We start from the raw sequence: 14,676 nt of genomic DNA on the forward strand, positions 1-14,676 counted from the left end.
TTCGCGGGCACGCCCGCGAACTGGCCCGGGAATCAGTTGATGATTTCGACGATATCCACATCCACTTCACGGCTCATCAGGTGTTTCTCCACCTCACCGGTCAGCTTGACCTTGGTCTTGTCGTTGAATGGCGTCGGTGGCAGGTCTTCATCATCGATTTCCACGGTGATGGTGCCGGTGTTGTCCTTGAATTCGTATTTGTCGTCGTTGTTGATCTTCTTGGTGACGAAGCCCTGCAGCACCACCGGCGTGTCATCGGCGGCATCGTTCGCAGCGGCCACGGTGGTTACCGCTTGTGCACCCGGGCCGGTATAGCCGGCAGCCAGGGCAGCAGTGCTGAACAGCGGGGCGAGGATCAGGGCAAGGTAACGGGTTTTCATGGAGGCAGGTCCTGTTTCGGTTTGGATGGGAACAGCCTACCGAAGCTGGCTGAATCCAATCTTAATCGCCCCAGGCTTCGTCCAGTTCCAGCGCCAGCTGCACCTGCAACTGCGCGCCAGTCACCTGTAGCTGCACACTGCGCAGCTGTGCGCCGTCACGTTCCAGCGTGTGCAGCCAGCTCAGCACTGCCGTGGGCTGGCCTTCGAGGCTGACATCGAGCTGATTGGCCCGAGCCTGCAGCCCGACAACGCGCAAACCGGCGGCCAAGGCACGCTCATTGAGCGCGGCGGGCGTCAGTGCCCGCACCGCTTCGCGCCCCCCGACCGGCGCTGACGCCACCTGCTGCAACTGCCCGGCCAGCTCCAGCGCCTGCCCATGGGCAAGCTCGGCCTGCAGCATGCGCTGCTTACCAGGCAGCCAAGCCAGTTGCCAGAGCGCCAGCATGGCCACCCCCCATAGCGTGGCCCTGATCAGTGCCCGCCGCGTGGCGGGTAGGGTTTGCCATTGGCGAACAAGAGCCTGCTCAAACCTGTGCTTCATCAAGTCCCGCTCCAGGTCAGGGTTGCCCGCACCCCTTGGGCAGTCTGCCGGGCCTGGTCCATCAGCACGGCAGGGGCCAGCAAACGCAAGCGCTCGAGGTCATCGAACCCCAGGGCCAGCACATCCATACGCCACCCTTGCGCCGGGCTGAACGCGGCCCGTTCAAGGGTAATGTTCCCGGTTTCCACCAGCGGCTGCGCGACGGCCGCCAGGCCTTCCATGCGGGTGGTCGTACGAGGGCCGGCCTGCAACGCCCTGACGCGCACCGCCAGGTCACCGGTGACGGGCTGCCCGGGCGCCCACCGCTGGAATGCCTGAACGTTTTCGGCATGCTGTTGAGCCACGCGCTGCAACAGCCCCTCGACACGCCAATGATCGGCCACGCACAGCATGGCGAAGCCCAGCAGCACTGCGCCCGCCAACGCCGACCAGGGTAACGCCAGGCGCTGACGGCGGAATGGACCCTGGCGCAGGTCCAGCGCCTTGGCTCGCCCTTGCAGCAAGGTCTGGAAGGCATTGTCGACCCTGTGGTTGACCAGCGGTTGCCCGCCATCGGCAGCGGCCGCCTGCCAGGCCATCGGCGGCAATTGCCGTGCCACGATTTCGGCTGCCTGGGGCGTAGCGACCAGCCACGGCCCACCTCCCCCCGCCCCCCCCCCGCCGCCCACTAGCCAGCGCCCGTCAAGCCACAGTGCACTGGGCTGCTCGCCACCCAGCAGGTCGGCGTCGACATGGATCGCGACCGGGTCGATACCCAGCGTTTGCAACAGGGTCAAAACATTGCGCAGCACCTGACGCTCTACCACCAGCGCACGGCGGTGCCCTTGCATATCAGCTGCGGCAAAAACCAGGTGCACCGATTCCAGCGCCGCTGCCAACTGCTCTTCGGCGGCGTAGGCCAATGCTTCAGGCTTCGGCCGCTTGCCTGGCACGGGGCCGATTTCGCAACTGCCGAGCATTTCCATCGGCAAGACAAGGATCACAGGGCCGGCCAGGGTCGCCCCGAGCGCGTCCAGACGCGTCTTGCGCACGCTGCCATCGCCTGCTCGCAGCCACACCGGCCACTGCGCATCGGCCGCCGCAACACCCGCGGGCAATAGGTACAGCCAGGTTTCACTCATCTGCTCTTCGCTCCCGCATTGCAGTAAATACACGCCGCACCACACGAACCTGGTGCGTGTTCAAATCGATCTCCAGGTCGCTGTACAGGTACATGCGCCTCCCCGCCTGCTGTGCCTGCACCTCAAGGCGAAACCAGCGGCTGGTCACGGCAAGCCCGCGCCTGTTCACGCCCACGCCTTCCAATTGCGCAGAGGCCAGAAAACGCTCCACCGTCGGGTAGCCCGCCTCGGGGCGTTGTCGTATGAGGTCGGCGGCCACCGCTGGCGACAACTCCGCCAGTGCTGCCAACAGGCGTGCCGGGGCCGTGTTGATGTTGAGCCGCGCCTCCTTGGGCAACACCACTACCCAAGGCTGCAAACGCGCCATCACCTCGGCAGTGACGCCCGGCAGGGCCCGCAACTGGGTAGAGTCCAGCAGCGGCTGGCCCGCCAGCGCCTCCAAGGCCGGCGGCGCCACTTGCAGTGCATGGCACAGGCGCTGCCAACGCTCGAGCAGCAAGGGGTCGGGGGTTTTACCTGCGGTCAGGGCGCCGAGGTTGAAGCGCCCTGCAAGGTCCTCCAGCTGTAGTTGCACCCGGCCTTCGCCCAAGGTCAACACACGGGGTTGGCCCCAGCCCTGCCGCCCGTGGGTCACCTGCAGGATCTCCCCTACCTCACCCCGCAGGCTCGCAAGCGCCTGTTGTTCGCCGGCTTGCGCCAGGCGCAACAGGCGCGTGGCTTCGAGCTGCTGGGCAACACCGCCAAGCAGCAGGCGATGGCTGTGCAACATGCCGGCTATCAATAACGTCAGCAGCGCCATCACCAGCAGCACGGTAATCAGCGCCAGCCCCTTCTGCCGTTGCCGCTTCACTGGCTGGCCCCGCCAAGCGTCAGTACCCGCCGAATCTGCGCCAAGCGCCGGGTGGACAGGGTCACCTCCAGCGCCTGCGGTGGCAGGGCCCGGCGCTGGGCCATTGGCCAATGCGCCTGCCAGCCGCTACCGGGTACATACAGGCGCCACTGCAGTTCGCCCACACCTTCGAGCAAACGCTGCGGGCGCGGCTGGCCCTGCCCCTGGGTGCGCCGCTGGCGCCACAGCACGCCGTCGGCGAGCCAGTATTCGACCACCCTCAGTTCGCTGCGCTTGAGCGCCTGGTGGTCGGGTTCGCGGGTCAGCCAATGGGCCCGGTCGCCGTTCAGCAGGATGCCGTAACCGCCCTTGGCCAGGCTCGCCGGCAGATACCCTTGCAAGGCATCGCGCTGGATCAGGCTCATGGCCCTGCCCAGCGCATGCAACTGCTCGGCCTGGGCCTGGCGCGCACGCTCGGCCCGCATGACCACATCCAGCACACGCGCACTGCCCACCGCCAACAAGGCAAAGAGGGCCATGGCCAGCAGCAGTTCGATCAAGGTGAAACCGCGCTGGCGGGGCCTAGCGTGAAGCATCGCTGCCCCCCTGCCACCCGGTGGCCTGGTGCAACACCTGGCGATCGGCCGCAAGGCCCACGTGTACCTCGACCTCCAGCAGGCCAGCCCCGCCCAGCCGTCGCCGGCTTTCCTGCAGCAGCCAGCGACGCTGGCCGAACATCACCTCCATGCTGCGCTGGCCGGGCGCCAGGGCCGGTTGCAGGCGCATCTCCATCAGGTGGTTGTCGGCGACCCAGCTGGCAAAAAGACGGTCCTGCAACCCCTGCGACTGCACCAGTATGCGCTGGCTGGCCGTGCTCACCGCCACGGCCAGCACCGCGAAGATCGCCAGCGCCACCAACACCTCGAGCAGGGTGAAGCCGCGTTCAGGGCTGGAACTGCGGGGCATTGAGGCCATCGCTAGACAGGGAGACCAGGCGCACGGTGTCGGCCTCGAAATACAGGGAAAACGGCGTGTGCTCGTCATTGCCGTACATCACCAGTTGCGGCGCCTTGCCAGGCACGGCGGGTGGCACTGGCAGCCCATCGATCTGCAGGCGCAGGTCCAGGCCAATATCGCGCTGCTGGCCCGCGGGCTCCCAGCTGTCACCGCGGGCCTTCAGCAGCTGATAGCCTTGCGGGTCGATTCGGATACCCAGCGCCACGCCCTCCAGCACAGCCTGTTGCCGTGCGTGTTGCACCATTTGCAAAAACAGGTTGGCCTCCTGGCTGGCCAGGCGCTGCGGGTCGCGCCCGATACCGAGCCCCGCCATGCCCATGACGATGCTCAGCAGCAGCAGGACCAGCAACAGTTCCAGCAGTGTGAAGCCTTGCGCGCGGGGCCGTTTCATTCAGACCAGTTGCCGATATCGGCATCCATCTGTTCGCCGCCCGGCTGCCCGTCGGCACCCAGCGAGTAAAGGTCATACCCCTGGTTCGAACGGCTGCCCGGGTTCACGTACTGGTAAGGCGAGCCCCAAGGGTCGGTAGGCGTACGCTTCAGATAGCCCTGGGCACTCCAGTTGCGCGGCAATGGCGCCACGCTGGGGCGTGTGACCAAGGCGTCCAGGCCCTGCGCGGACGTTGGATAACGGCCGTTGTCCAACCGATAGATTTCCAGCGCGGTGGCGATCGACTGCAGGTCGGTGCGGGCCGCGGTCAGCTTGGCATGGTCGGGACGGCTCATCACGTTGGGCAGCACCAGCGCGCCAAGCACGCCCAGGATGATGACCACCACCATGATTTCGATGAGTGTGAAGCCACGTTGCGCGTGGCGTGTAGCACGAAGGGACATGTCAGTTGACCAGTTGGTTGAGGTTGAGGATCGGCAGCAGGATGGCCAGCACGATGAACAGCACGATGCCCCCCATCACCAGCAGCATCAGGGGTTCGCAGAGGCTCACCAGCAGCGCGATACGCCCTGCCAGTTGCCTGGCCTGGAGGTCTGCGGCACGTTCAAGCATGGTGTCCAGTTCACCGGCGCGTTCGCCGCTGGCGATCATGTGCAGCATGAGCGGTGGCAGGGTGTCGCTGCGTGTCAGGCAACTGGCCAAGGCGCTGCCCTCGGCCAGCTCGCGGGCGGCCTGCAGCAGACGCTCGCGCAGGGTGAGGTTGCCGATCACCGCCGCAGCGATGTTCATCGCTTCTACCAAGGCCACGCCGCTGCGCCCCAGGATCGCCAGGGTGCTGATGAACCGCGCCGCCTCGCTGGCCCGCGCGAATTCGCCATAACCTGGCAGGCGCAGTGCCAAGGCATGCCACCGGCTACGCCATGGCGGTTGTTGCAGGGCCCACGCGCCCAGAGCAATGCCGGCCAGCAGCAGCGTGAGCGCTGTCAGGCCGTACTGGTTGGCGGCATCGCTCAGGGCAATCAGCACTTGCGTGGCCAACGGCAGGCGCGCCTGGTCGCGGGAGAATGCCTGCACCACATCAGGCACGACATAGCCCAGCAGAAACCCCACCACCAGCAACGAGACGGCCAGCAGAATCACCGGGTAGACCATGGCCAGCTGCACTTTCTGCCGCAAGGCTTGCTCGTCCTCGCCATGCGCGGCCAAACGTTCGAGCACGTCCGCCAAGCGCCCGGAGCGCTCCGCAGCGGCCACGGTGGCCCGGTAGATGACCGGGAACGCCCGCGGGTAATGGGCCAGCGCCTGGGCCAGGGCATGGCCTTCGGCAACCCGCTCTGCCACGCCGCGCAACACCTGCCGCTCCTGGCGCCGGGTGCCTTGCTCGGCAACCGCCTGCAAGGCTTCGGTCAACGGCAGCCCGGCCTGCAGCAGGGTCGCCAGCTGGCGGGTCAGCAGCGAACGCCGGGCCAGGCTCAAACCGCTGCCGTTCAGCACGCCCGCCAGCAGTGACCGCGGCACGGGGCGCAGTTTCAGCACCTGCCAGCCTTGCTCGCGCAAGGTTTGCCGAGCCTGACGCGCCCCTGGGGCTTCCAGCGTACCGCGCTGGCGGGCGCCCTTGGCATCCTGGGCCTGATAGCGAAACAGCGGCATGTCAGTCCTGCCCGGTCACGCGCAGCAGTTCTGCCACGCTGGTCTGCCCTTGGCAGACACGCTGAACACCGTGCTGGAACAGGCTCGGCGTGTCCTGGCGAATCAGTTCATGCATGGCGGCCTGGGATGCCTGGGTGTGGATCGCCTGAGCCAGTGCGGGCTTGACCACCACCATCTCGTGCAAGGCCAGGCGCCCACTGTAGCCCGCCTGGCATTCACTGCAGCCCTGCGCCTGGTAAAGCTGCGCGGGCAGCCCGGCAGGGTTGCCCAAGGCGCTGGCCATGGCCTGGTCCACCTCGCAGGCCACCTTGCAGTGCGGGCAGAGCCGGCGTACCAGGCGCTGGGCCATCACCCCGGCCAGCGACGAAGCCAGCAGGCAGGTATCGGTGCCCATGTCGGCAAGCCGCGTGATTGCCCCCAGCGCGCTGTTGGTGTGCAGGGTGGAAAGTACCAGGTGGCCCGTCAGCGACGCCTGCACCGCGATGTTGGCGGTTTCCTTGTCGCGGATTTCGCCCACCATGACCACGTCCGGGTCCTGACGCAGAATGGCGCGCAGGCCACGGGCGAAGGTCATGTCGACCTTGGGGTTGACCTGGGTTTGCCCGATGCCGGCCAGGTGGTACTCGATCGGGTCCTCCACGGTGAGGATATTGCGCGACTCCTGGTTCAGGTACGCAAGCGCGGTGTACAAGGTGGTGGTCTTGCCCGAGCCGGTTGGGCCGGTGACCAGGAAAATGCCGTGTGGCTTTTCCAGCATGCTCATGAAGCCAGCACGCACAGCCGCCGGCATCTGCATGTGGTCGATGTCCAGGCGCACGGCCTGCTTGTCCAGCAACCGCAGCACCACCCGCTCGCCATGGGTGGCAGGCAGGGTCGAAACGCGCACGTCGACTTCATGGCCAGCCAGGCGCAGGCTGATACGACCGTCCTGGGGCACGCGCTTCTCGGCGATGTCCAGGCGCGCCATGACCTTGATACGCGAAACCAGCAGGGCAGAAAGCTCCCGTGGGGGTGACAGCACTTCGCGCATGACGCCGTCGATGCGCATGCGCACGCGCAGCTGATGCTCGAAGGTTTCCAGGTGGATATCCGAGGCCCGCGAGCGCACCGCTTCGCTGAACAGGGCATTGAGCAGGCGGATGATCGGCGCATCGTCTTGCTGTTCGAGCAGGTCGCTGGTTTGCGGCAAGGCCTCGGCCAGCCGTGGCAGGTCGATTTCCTGGTCCAGGCTCTGAACGATCGATTGCGCGGCATCCTCACCCAGGCCGTAGCAACTGGCCAGGCGCTCGGCGAAGTCGGCTTCGCTCACCTGGCGCAGCGGCCAGGTATTGCCCAGCAAGCGGCAGGCTTCGGCCAGGGCGGCCAGGGACGCGCCTTCTCGCATCATCAGCACCGGCTCGGGCGCCTGGCGGTCGAGCAGGATCCCGTGACGCCGGGCGAAGCCGAATGGCAGCTCAGGACTCATGGCTGTGGCACTTGCGCGCTTGGCAAGCGACGCGGCTCGAACAGGCGCTGGGCATCAGCCGGCAAGGGCGAATCATCGGCGGCGCGCACCCCGTCGTAGGCCCTGCGCCCTACCTCGACCCGCTCCGCCTGGCTACGCAGAATGGTCGGGCGCAGGAAGACCATCAGGTTGGTTTTCTCCTGAATGTCGCTGCGCCAGCGGAACAGACCGCCAAGCCACGGAATGCGGCTGAGCAACGGTACCCCACGCTCGACCTGGCGCATGCTGTCCTTGATCAGGCCGCCAATCACGATGATCTCGCCGTCGGAGGCCAGGATGGTGCTCTTGAGCGTACGCTTGTTGGTGATCAGGTCGTTCTCGGCCGTGCTCGGCGCGATTTCGGAGCTTTCCTGCTCGACCTCCAGGCGCAAGCTTTGCCCCTCATTGATGTGCGGGCGCACCTTCAGGCTGATACCGATATCCTTGCGTTCGACCGTGGTGAACGGGTTCTCCGAACCACTGCCGGGGGTAACGTAGGAGCCGGTCTTGAAGGCGACGTTCTGCCCCACCAGGATATGCGCCTCCTGGTTGTCCAGGGTCAACAGGCTTGGCGTGGACAACAGGTTGCTGCGGCTGCTGCTGGCCAAGGCCGATATCAGCGCGGCAAAACGGTCCGTGCCAATGGCCAGGGCAGCACCACCCGGCAGCTTGGCCTCCTTGCCCAGCAGGTCGGCCAGCCCGGTGCCACTTTCGCTGAACGTGACCCCGCCGTTGAGCCCGCCGGTGCCCACGCCCCACTGCACACCCAACGCTTCATCGATGCTGCCGCTGACTTCGACGATTGCCGCATGGATGAGGACCTGCGCCCGTGGCTGGTCCAATTGCTGGATGATCTGCTCGACGCTGCCCAGTGTCTGCGGCTCGCCCAGCAGCACCAGCGCATTCTGGTCGGCATCGGCCTTGACCACGGCGTCGCCAGTGAGGTTGGCGCCCAAGTCACGGGTGCCCGGCGCGCCATCCAGGCGCTTGCCCACCTCACCCAGCACGTCGGCAAGCTGCTCGGCGTTACTGTGCTGCAAGCGCACCACACGCCAGTTCTGCGCGGTGGCGGGTGCCGCCACATCCAGCGAACGGGTCAGTTGTGCCAGGCGCTGCCTGGACTTGGCCGGGCCGAGGATCAGCAGGCGGCTACCGTTGGCGTCGGCCACCACCTGCGCACCGCTGTCCGGCCCCCCGGCGGCCGCTTCGACCACGGCGAACACGGCCTCGGTCTGGGCGTTATGCAGGGTCACCAGCTCATAGTCGTGCCGCTGGCCGCTGTCCAGCTGCAAGACCAGGCTCTCCAAGCGTTCAAGGTTGGCTGCAGAGTCGGTCACCACCAAGGCGTTGGCCGAGCTGGAGGGGCCAATGTAGCCGCTGCTGGACACCAACGGCCGCAACAGGCCGGCCAGGTCGGCAGCGACGCTGCCCGACAAGGTAAAGACGCGCGTGGTGAACGCGGCCGGTATGGCCTCCACCTGTTGGTTGGCCCAGGCCTTGGCTTCGCTGGCCGGCAGCACCAGCAAACGGTCGCCGTCGTTCACGGCGGCAAAGCCCTGGGCATTGAGCACCGAGTAGAACAGCCGGCGTATGCCTTCACGATCCAGGGCTTCGTTGGAGAGCACCGTGATGCGCCCCTGCACACGGGGGTCGAGGATGATGGTCTGGTCGAGGATTTCCCCCACCTCACGCACCACCTCGCGTACGTCGGCATCGCTCATCGCCAGTTGCCAGGTGGGCATTTCAGCCAGCGCCAGGGAACAGCACAGGGTCAAACAGGCGCCGAACGAGGCGCCTTGCAAATATCGCTTGAAAGTCATTGCACCTCCCGCAACAGGCGGGATGAAGGATCAGAAACCGGGCGCGGGCGAGGGGCCGCCCCCATGGGCAGAAAAACGCTGGGGCCAGGGGTAGCCAACGCCACGACTTCCTCGCGGCCGTCGACCCACAGCACGATGGAGCGCACATCGATACGGCGCAGCACACCGTGGCCCGCAATCCGCTCACCGACCCGGTAGACAGCCTCGCCCCCAGCGCTTTTCACCAACGCCCGCGCCCCGCCCTGGCTGGATACGAAGCAGGCCTTGAGCGTGATGTCCGCCCGGCTAGACCGCTGGCGCTCAGGCTGAAAGCCGAATGCCAAGGCCAGGGCGGTCGTCGAGAACGGTTGCTCCAGGGCGGCTGCCGTGGCCAGCGCCGAGGCCGGCAGCAGCGGGGGCGCAGTTAACGGATACAGCCGTTCCCGCGCTATCAGCCCGGCGAGCGTTACCAGCACCAGCGCCAGCCAGATCACATGCGATGAGCGCTTCATCCGAATCAGGGCAGCATGCGCCGCAGTACACGGCGCCCGGCCAGCTCATGCAGCACCACGGCGCCAATGTGCACCGACACGCCCAGGGCCAGCAGCAGGCACGCGCAGATGTGGACCTTGAACCACAGGCCGTGCCAGAACGGTTCGCTCAACAGCGGCGCGAGGGTGAACCAGCCGAACACGTCGATGGGCCGGTCCATCATCAATACGCCGGACAGCAGCACGATCGCGGTGGTCCAGTACAAACCTTCATGGACAAGATGGGCGATCCGCTCACCCCTGGCTGCACCCTCCAGGCTGCCGGGTTTGAACAGGGTCCGCCGCAGCAGCCAGCGCAGCAGGAATATCGGGATGAACAGGGTGGTCATGGCCACGTTGACGAACGCAACCAAGTGAAACGTGGTCGGGGTGACACTCAGGTGCGCCACGTAGAAGCCGCTGAGCAGTACCCAAATGATGACCAAGGCAGAGACCCAGTGCAGGAGGATCTGCTGCCAGGCATATTTTCGTGCTTGCATAAACAGTACTCGAAGGGCCTGGCCCCCCGTCGAGGGGCCAGGTGTGCTGCATTACTTCTCGGTCCAGGCCATGTTCCAGTGAGAGCCGGTACCTGGCTCGAACTGGGCGGCATTGGCGGAGTACTGCACGCAGTAACCCGAGTTCGGGAAGGGCTGGCACTCGTAGACCTTGCCATTCTTGGGCTGCAGTACCTTGGTGCCGGCCTGGTAGCTGGACAGCGACTCCGGGAAGACAAAGTCGTACGAGCCGTCACCCGACGCCTTGAGCTGGACCGTGCGCTCATCCTGCAGCAGCTCGCGCTTGTCCACGCCGACGACCTTGAGGGTGTGCTCACCTGGCACGCTGGCGACGTTCAAGGCGAACGGCGCGCTGCCGTTGACCAGTTGCCGTGCGTAGGCGACCTGCTTGTTGCTGGCGTCGAACAGCCGCGCCGATACGGTCAAGGCCTTGTTGGTCATGACGGTAAAGTCCACGCTACTCTGGCCATCAGCGATGGTGTACTCAGGTTTGACATCATGCAGGTGCAGGGTGGCGGGCTCACCGGCAGCGGCCTTGAAGTCGAGGATGTAGTTGGTCAGGCCACTTTCGGCTTTGGCGAAGATGCTGTTGGAGCCCTGGACAGGCTCGATGTTGCCGTCGGCATCCATTTGCCCGGCACGGACCAGCGTCTGGGTTTCGTTGATCTGCCTGGCGAGCTTGTAAGCCCAGTTGGCAGCGATACCTTCTTCGGCGTTGTCAATGGTGACGCTCACATGGTGCGACGGACGCTCGCCATTGGCATCGAATGCGCGGGCCGTCACCTGGTCGCCCACTTCAAGGTCTCGGCTGGCGCTGATCTCGGCCAGGCGCGGCCATTCGGGCGCAGGCCCGCCGTCAAGTTGAATATCGACGTCAGCCACGCTATGGAAGGCCTTGTCGGTATCCCCCACTTTCCAGACACCCAGGATCACGTGCTGGCCTGCACGGTCGGCTGGCAAGGTGCAGCTATGCTTGGGGTTGGTGCCAGTGCCGCTGGCGGGCACCTGGTTGTTGCCATCGACTACACAGAACGGCGCGTCGTCGAACGAGGCGCGGCTCAGTGCGGTATTGGGGTTCCAGTCGGCTTTGGTGATGAAGTATTCCCACGTGGTTACCGGGTGCGGCGCCTGGTAATGCCAGTCGAACTGAATGTTCCGGTCAACGATGGGGGTCAGATGCCAGCGGTTGGCCGACTGCTCGTCGAGGGCACCGAAATCGCCACGGATACCACCGCTGGCAATTTTCCCATCAACAGGGCCGGCCGCCGGGAAACGCCCAATGGCCTCACCGACCGACCACGGTTCGTACTGAGCGCCGCCACAGTTGCTGTTCAGGTTCTTGTGGTTGGCATGGCACAGCGCTGCCCGTGAAGGCGGGTCAGCCAGATGGCCGTGTGCCTGGGCAACCTGAACCTGCAAACCTGCACCTGCGATAGCCATCCACACACCGGTGGCAACAACGCTTCTGCGCAGGGTTTTTCTTGTATTCATCACGAACTCCGAAGGTTGAATGCAAAAGGGCACATTCACGCGCGGCGAATGTGCCCTCTGCTCAAGGGAGGTCGGACATTAGAAGAAACATCTGTGCCTATATGTAGGAATACGGCTGAACGTTCGGCACATTTTCGGAAATGCACGGCAGCGGCAGGCACAGGCTCCCCAAACCCTGGTTCGGGGAGCCTGGAAACTCAAACGTGGTATTGCGCCGACAGCTCGTGCACCGCGTTGATGAACACGCCTGCGTGCGCCGGGTCGACTTCCGGGGTGATGCCGTGGCCCAGGTTGAACACGTGGCCGTTGCCGTGGCCGTAGCTGGCCAGGATGCGCGCCACTTCCTGGCGGATGGCCTCTGGCTTGGCGTACAGCACGGTCGGGTCCATGTTGCCCTGCAAGGCCACCTTGTCGCCCACACGGCGACGGGCGTCGCCAATGTCACAGGTCCAGTCCAGGCCCAGAGCATCGGCACCGGCCTCGGCGATGCTTTCAAGCCACAGGCCACCGTTCTTGGTGAACAGGATGACCGGCACCTTGCGCCCTTCATGCTCGCGGATCAGGCCGCTGACGATCTTGCGCATGTAGGCGAGGGAGAACTCCTGGTAGGCCGCCGCTGACAGGTTGCCGCCCCAGGTGTCGAAGATCTGCACGGCCTGGGCACCGGCAAGGATCTGCCCGTTGAGGTAGCTGGTCACCGACTGGGCCAGCTTGTCCAGCAGCAGGTGCAGCGCTTGCGGGTTGTCATAGGCCATGGCCTTGGTCTTGCGGAAGTCCTTCGACGACCCGCCTTCGACCATGTAGGTGGCCAGGGTCCAGGGGCTACCGGAAAAACCGATGAGCGGAACGCGGCCGTTGAGTTCGCGGCGGATGGTGCTGACCGCATCCATCACGTAGCCCAGGTCTTTTTGCGGGTCGGGAACCGGCAGGGCTTCGATATCGGCCGGGGTACTGACGACCTTCCTGAAACGCGGGCCTTCGCCGGTTTCGAAGTACAGGCCCAGGCCCATGGCATCGGGGATGGTGAGGATGTCGGAGAACAGGATCGCCGCGTCCAGCGGGTAGCGGTCCAGCGGCTGCAAGGTAACCTCGCAGGCGAACTGCGGGTTCATGCACAGGCTCATGAAATCGCCTGCCTTGGCACGGCTGGCGCGGTACTCCGGCAGGTAGCGCCCGGCCTGGCGCATCATCCACACCGGGGTGACGTCTACGGGTTGCTTGAGCAGTGCACGCAGGAAACGATCGTTCTTCAGGGCAGTCATGTCGGCATCCGGAAAAATAGTGCGGGCATTTTCTCAGACGCCAGCGCAAAAGGCACGGCCATGGCCATGCGTTTTGTCTATTGGATGCCACAGATCAAGCGTTTTTGTATACAAAAGCTTCGCGGGCACGCCCGCTCCCACAGGTTCTGCGCCGAACCCTGTGGCAGCGGGCGTGCCCGCGAACAGGTCGAGAATCAGACTTCCAGGTAGTCCAGGATACCCTCAGCAGCAGTGCGCCCTTCGAAGATCGCCGTCACCACCAGGTCCGAACCGCGCACCATGTCGCCACCGGCAAACACTTTCGGGTTGCTGGTCTGGTGCTTGAACTTGCCCTTCTCCGGCGCCACCACACGGCCCTGGCTGTCCAGCTGGATGTCATGCTGCTCGAACCATGGCGCCGGGCTTGGGCGGAAGCCAAAGGCGATCACCACGGCATCGGCCGGCAGGATTTCCTCGGAACCCGGAATCGGCTCGGGGCTGCGACGGCCACGGGCATCCGGCTCGCCCAGGCGGGTTTCGACCACCTTCACACCCTCGACCTTGTCCTCGCCGACAATGGCGATGGGTTGGCGGTTGTAGAGGAACTTCACGCCTTCTTCCTTGGCGTTCTTCACCTCTTTGCGCGAACCCGGCATGTTGGCTTCGTCACGGCGATAGGCGCAGGTCACCGCCTTGGCACCCTGGCGGATCGAGGTACGGTTGCAGTCCATGGCAGTGTCGCCACCGCCCAGCACCACAACCTTCTTTCCCTGCATGTCGATGAAGTCTTCAGGCGACTTCTCGAAGCCCAGGTTGCGGTTGACGTTGGCAATCAGGAAGTCCAGCGCGTCATGTACGCCCGGCAGGTCCTCACCCGGGAAGCCACCCTTCATGTAGGTGTAGGTACCCATGCCCATGAACACTGCGTCGTACTCGGCGAGCAGTTGTTCCATGGTCACGTCCTTGCCCACCTCGGTATTGAGGCGGAACTCGATACCCATGCCGGTGAACACTTCGCGGCGGTTGCTGAGCACGCTCTTTTCCAGCTTGAACTCGGGAATACCGAAGGTCAGCAGGCCACCGATTTCCGGGTTCTTGTCGAATACCACCGGGGTAACCCCGGCGCGCACCAGCACGTCGGCGCAGCCCAGGCCAGCAGGGCCTGCGCCAATGATGGCGACGCGCTTGCCGGTGGGCTTGACCTTGGACATGTCCGGGCGCCAGCCCATGGCAAAGGCGGTATCGGTGATGTACTTCTCCACCGAGCCGATGGTCACCGCGCCAAAGCCGTCGTTCAGGGTGCAGGCACCCTCGCACAGGCGGTCTTGCGGGCACACCCGGCCGCACACTTCGGGCAGGGTGTTGGTCTGGTGCGACAGCTCCGCTGCCGCCAGGATGTTGCCCTCGGAAACCAGCTTCAACCAGTTGGGGATGAAGTTGTGCACCGGGCACTTCCATTCGCAGTACGGGTTACCGCAGCCCAGGCAACGGTGCGCCTGCTCCACGGACTGCTGCGGCTTGAACGGCTCGTAGATTTCCACGAACTCTTTCTTGCGCTGGCGCAGCAGCTTTTTCTTCGGGTCCTTGCGGCCCACTTCGATGAACTGGAAGTCGTTGTTCAGACGTTCAGCCATTTTTCAAAACCTCTTTACAGCAGCTGCAAGCTACACGCTGCAAACTGCAAG

The 14,676-nt window shown here is 65.1% G+C and carries 16 protein-coding genes; all 16 read right to left on the minus strand.

Annotation, left to right across the window (positions count from 1 at the left end):
* Window positions 1-32: 32 nt before the first annotated feature.
* The 16 genes from G1E_RS02790 to G1E_RS02865 all read right to left on the minus strand — a co-directional run bounded on the left by G1E_RS02790 (window position 33) and on the right by G1E_RS02865 (window position 14,625).
* Window positions 33-380, minus strand: coding sequence for a YgiW/YdeI family stress tolerance OB fold protein (locus G1E_RS02790; protein WP_047149598.1), 348 nt, complete (start codon window positions 378-380; stop codon window positions 33-35).
* A 61-nt stretch (window positions 381-441) separates the two neighbouring features.
* Window positions 442-921 carry a hypothetical protein gene (locus G1E_RS02795; RefSeq protein WP_047149599.1) on the minus strand — a complete coding sequence of 160 codons (480 nt, stop codon included), beginning with the start codon at window positions 919-921 and terminating at the stop codon, window positions 442-444.
* The gene (gene gspL / locus G1E_RS02800; protein ID WP_047149600.1) at window positions 921-2,042 is read right to left on the minus strand and encodes a type II secretion system protein GspL; all 1,122 of its coding nucleotides are present in this window, start codon (window positions 2,040-2,042) and stop codon (window positions 921-923) included. The genes G1E_RS02795 and gspL overlap by 1 nt, the downstream gene beginning before the upstream one ends.
* Window positions 2,035-2,892, minus strand: coding sequence for a general secretion pathway protein GspK (locus G1E_RS02805; protein ID WP_052960500.1), 858 nt, complete (start codon window positions 2,890-2,892; stop codon window positions 2,035-2,037). The genes gspL and G1E_RS02805 overlap by 8 nt, the downstream gene beginning before the upstream one ends.
* Complete coding sequence (gene gspJ / locus G1E_RS02810) at window positions 2,889-3,467, minus strand: type II secretion system minor pseudopilin GspJ (RefSeq protein ID WP_047149601.1); 579 nt, start codon at window positions 3,465-3,467, stop codon at window positions 2,889-2,891. The genes G1E_RS02805 and gspJ overlap by 4 nt, the downstream gene beginning before the upstream one ends.
* Complete coding sequence (gene gspI / locus G1E_RS02815) at window positions 3,454-3,837, minus strand: type II secretion system minor pseudopilin GspI (protein WP_009684969.1); 384 nt, start codon at window positions 3,835-3,837, stop codon at window positions 3,454-3,456. Before gspI ends, gspJ begins: the two co-directional genes overlap by 14 nt.
* The gene (gene gspH, locus G1E_RS02820) at window positions 3,815-4,279 is read right to left on the minus strand and encodes a type II secretion system minor pseudopilin GspH (RefSeq protein ID WP_009684968.1); all 465 of its coding nucleotides are present in this window, start codon (window positions 4,277-4,279) and stop codon (window positions 3,815-3,817) included. The genes gspI and gspH overlap by 23 nt, the downstream gene beginning before the upstream one ends.
* Entirely contained in the window at window positions 4,276-4,722 is a 447-nt protein-coding gene (gene gspG / locus G1E_RS02825; protein ID WP_009684967.1) for a type II secretion system major pseudopilin GspG, read from the minus strand. The genes gspH and gspG overlap by 4 nt, the downstream gene beginning before the upstream one ends.
* Before the next feature lies 1 nt (window position 4,723).
* On the minus strand, window positions 4,724-5,929 hold the full coding sequence (gene gspF / locus G1E_RS02830; protein WP_009684966.1) for a type II secretion system inner membrane protein GspF: 1,206 nt from the start codon (window positions 5,927-5,929) through the stop codon (window positions 4,724-4,726).
* 1 nt (window position 5,930) lies between these two features.
* On the minus strand, window positions 5,931-7,394 hold the full coding sequence (gene gspE, locus G1E_RS02835; RefSeq protein ID WP_047149602.1) for a type II secretion system ATPase GspE: 1,464 nt from the start codon (window positions 7,392-7,394) through the stop codon (window positions 5,931-5,933).
* Window positions 7,391-9,232 (minus strand): type II secretion system secretin GspD, encoded by a 1,842-nt coding sequence (gspD, locus tag G1E_RS02840; protein ID WP_009684964.1) that lies wholly within the window; start codon window positions 9,230-9,232, stop codon window positions 7,391-7,393. The genes gspE and gspD overlap by 4 nt, the downstream gene beginning before the upstream one ends.
* A complete protein-coding gene (locus G1E_RS02845; protein ID WP_009684963.1) occupies window positions 9,229-9,723 on the minus strand; it encodes a type II secretion system protein N in 495 nt (164 codons plus the stop codon). The genes gspD and G1E_RS02845 overlap by 4 nt, the downstream gene beginning before the upstream one ends.
* A 5-nt stretch (window positions 9,724-9,728) precedes the next feature.
* Window positions 9,729-10,241: a cytochrome b gene (locus G1E_RS02850; RefSeq protein ID WP_009684962.1), complete on the minus strand. Its 513-nt coding sequence runs from the start codon at window positions 10,239-10,241 to the stop codon at window positions 9,729-9,731.
* A 51-nt stretch (window positions 10,242-10,292) separates the two neighbouring features.
* Window positions 10,293-11,750, minus strand: a complete 1,458-nt coding sequence (gene gbpA, locus G1E_RS02855; protein WP_033690825.1) for an N-acetylglucosamine-binding protein GbpA — start codon at window positions 11,748-11,750, stop codon at window positions 10,293-10,295.
* A 197-nt stretch (window positions 11,751-11,947) separates the two neighbouring features.
* Entirely contained in the window at window positions 11,948-13,012 is a 1,065-nt protein-coding gene (gene hemE, locus G1E_RS02860; RefSeq protein WP_009684960.1) for a uroporphyrinogen decarboxylase, read from the minus strand.
* 194 nt (window positions 13,013-13,206) lie between these two features.
* Complete coding sequence (locus tag G1E_RS02865; RefSeq protein ID WP_009684959.1) at window positions 13,207-14,625, minus strand: FAD-dependent oxidoreductase; 1,419 nt, start codon at window positions 14,623-14,625, stop codon at window positions 13,207-13,209.
* Window positions 14,626-14,676: the final 51 nt, after the last annotated feature.

The organism is Pseudomonas sp. TJI-51, assembly GCF_000190455.2.
In the GTDB taxonomy this organism is placed as follows: domain Bacteria; phylum Pseudomonadota; class Gammaproteobacteria; order Pseudomonadales; family Pseudomonadaceae; genus Aquipseudomonas; species Aquipseudomonas juntendi.

What these genes read in the sequence shown, in the direction of transcription:
- G1E_RS02790 (WP_047149598.1), bottom strand. Translation starts at nt 380, where the DNA reads ATGAAAACCCGTTACCTTGCCCTGATCCTCGCCCCGCTGTTCAGCACT.
- G1E_RS02795 (WP_047149599.1), bottom strand. Translation starts at nt 921, where the DNA reads ATGAAGCACAGGTTTGAGCAGGCTCTTGTTCGCCAATGGCAAACCCTA.
- gspL (WP_047149600.1), bottom strand. Translation starts at nt 2,042, where the DNA reads ATGAGTGAAACCTGGCTGTACCTATTGCCCGCGGGTGTTGCGGCGGCC.
- gspJ (WP_047149601.1), bottom strand. Translation starts at nt 3,467, where the DNA reads ATGCTTCACGCTAGGCCCCGCCAGCGCGGTTTCACCTTGATCGAACTG.
- gspI (WP_009684969.1), bottom strand. Translation starts at nt 3,837, where the DNA reads ATGCCCCGCAGTTCCAGCCCTGAACGCGGCTTCACCCTGCTCGAGGTG.
- gspH (WP_009684968.1), bottom strand. Translation starts at nt 4,279, where the DNA reads ATGAAACGGCCCCGCGCGCAAGGCTTCACACTGCTGGAACTGTTGCTG.
- gspG (WP_009684967.1), bottom strand. Translation starts at nt 4,722, where the DNA reads ATGTCCCTTCGTGCTACACGCCACGCGCAACGTGGCTTCACACTCATC.
- gspF (WP_009684966.1), bottom strand. Translation starts at nt 5,929, where the DNA reads ATGCCGCTGTTTCGCTATCAGGCCCAGGATGCCAAGGGCGCCCGCCAG.
- gspE (WP_047149602.1), bottom strand. Translation starts at nt 7,394, where the DNA reads ATGAGTCCTGAGCTGCCATTCGGCTTCGCCCGGCGTCACGGGATCCTG.
- gspD (WP_009684964.1), bottom strand. Translation starts at nt 9,232, where the DNA reads ATGACTTTCAAGCGATATTTGCAAGGCGCCTCGTTCGGCGCCTGTTTG.
- G1E_RS02845 (WP_009684963.1), bottom strand. Translation starts at nt 9,723, where the DNA reads ATGAAGCGCTCATCGCATGTGATCTGGCTGGCGCTGGTGCTGGTAACG.
- G1E_RS02850 (WP_009684962.1), bottom strand. Translation starts at nt 10,241, where the DNA reads ATGCAAGCACGAAAATATGCCTGGCAGCAGATCCTCCTGCACTGGGTC.
- gbpA (WP_033690825.1), bottom strand. Translation starts at nt 11,750, where the DNA reads ATGAATACAAGAAAAACCCTGCGCAGAAGCGTTGTTGCCACCGGTGTG.
- hemE (WP_009684960.1), bottom strand. Translation starts at nt 13,012, where the DNA reads ATGACTGCCCTGAAGAACGATCGTTTCCTGCGTGCACTGCTCAAGCAA.
- G1E_RS02865 (WP_009684959.1), bottom strand. Translation starts at nt 14,625, where the DNA reads ATGGCTGAACGTCTGAACAACGACTTCCAGTTCATCGAAGTGGGCCGC.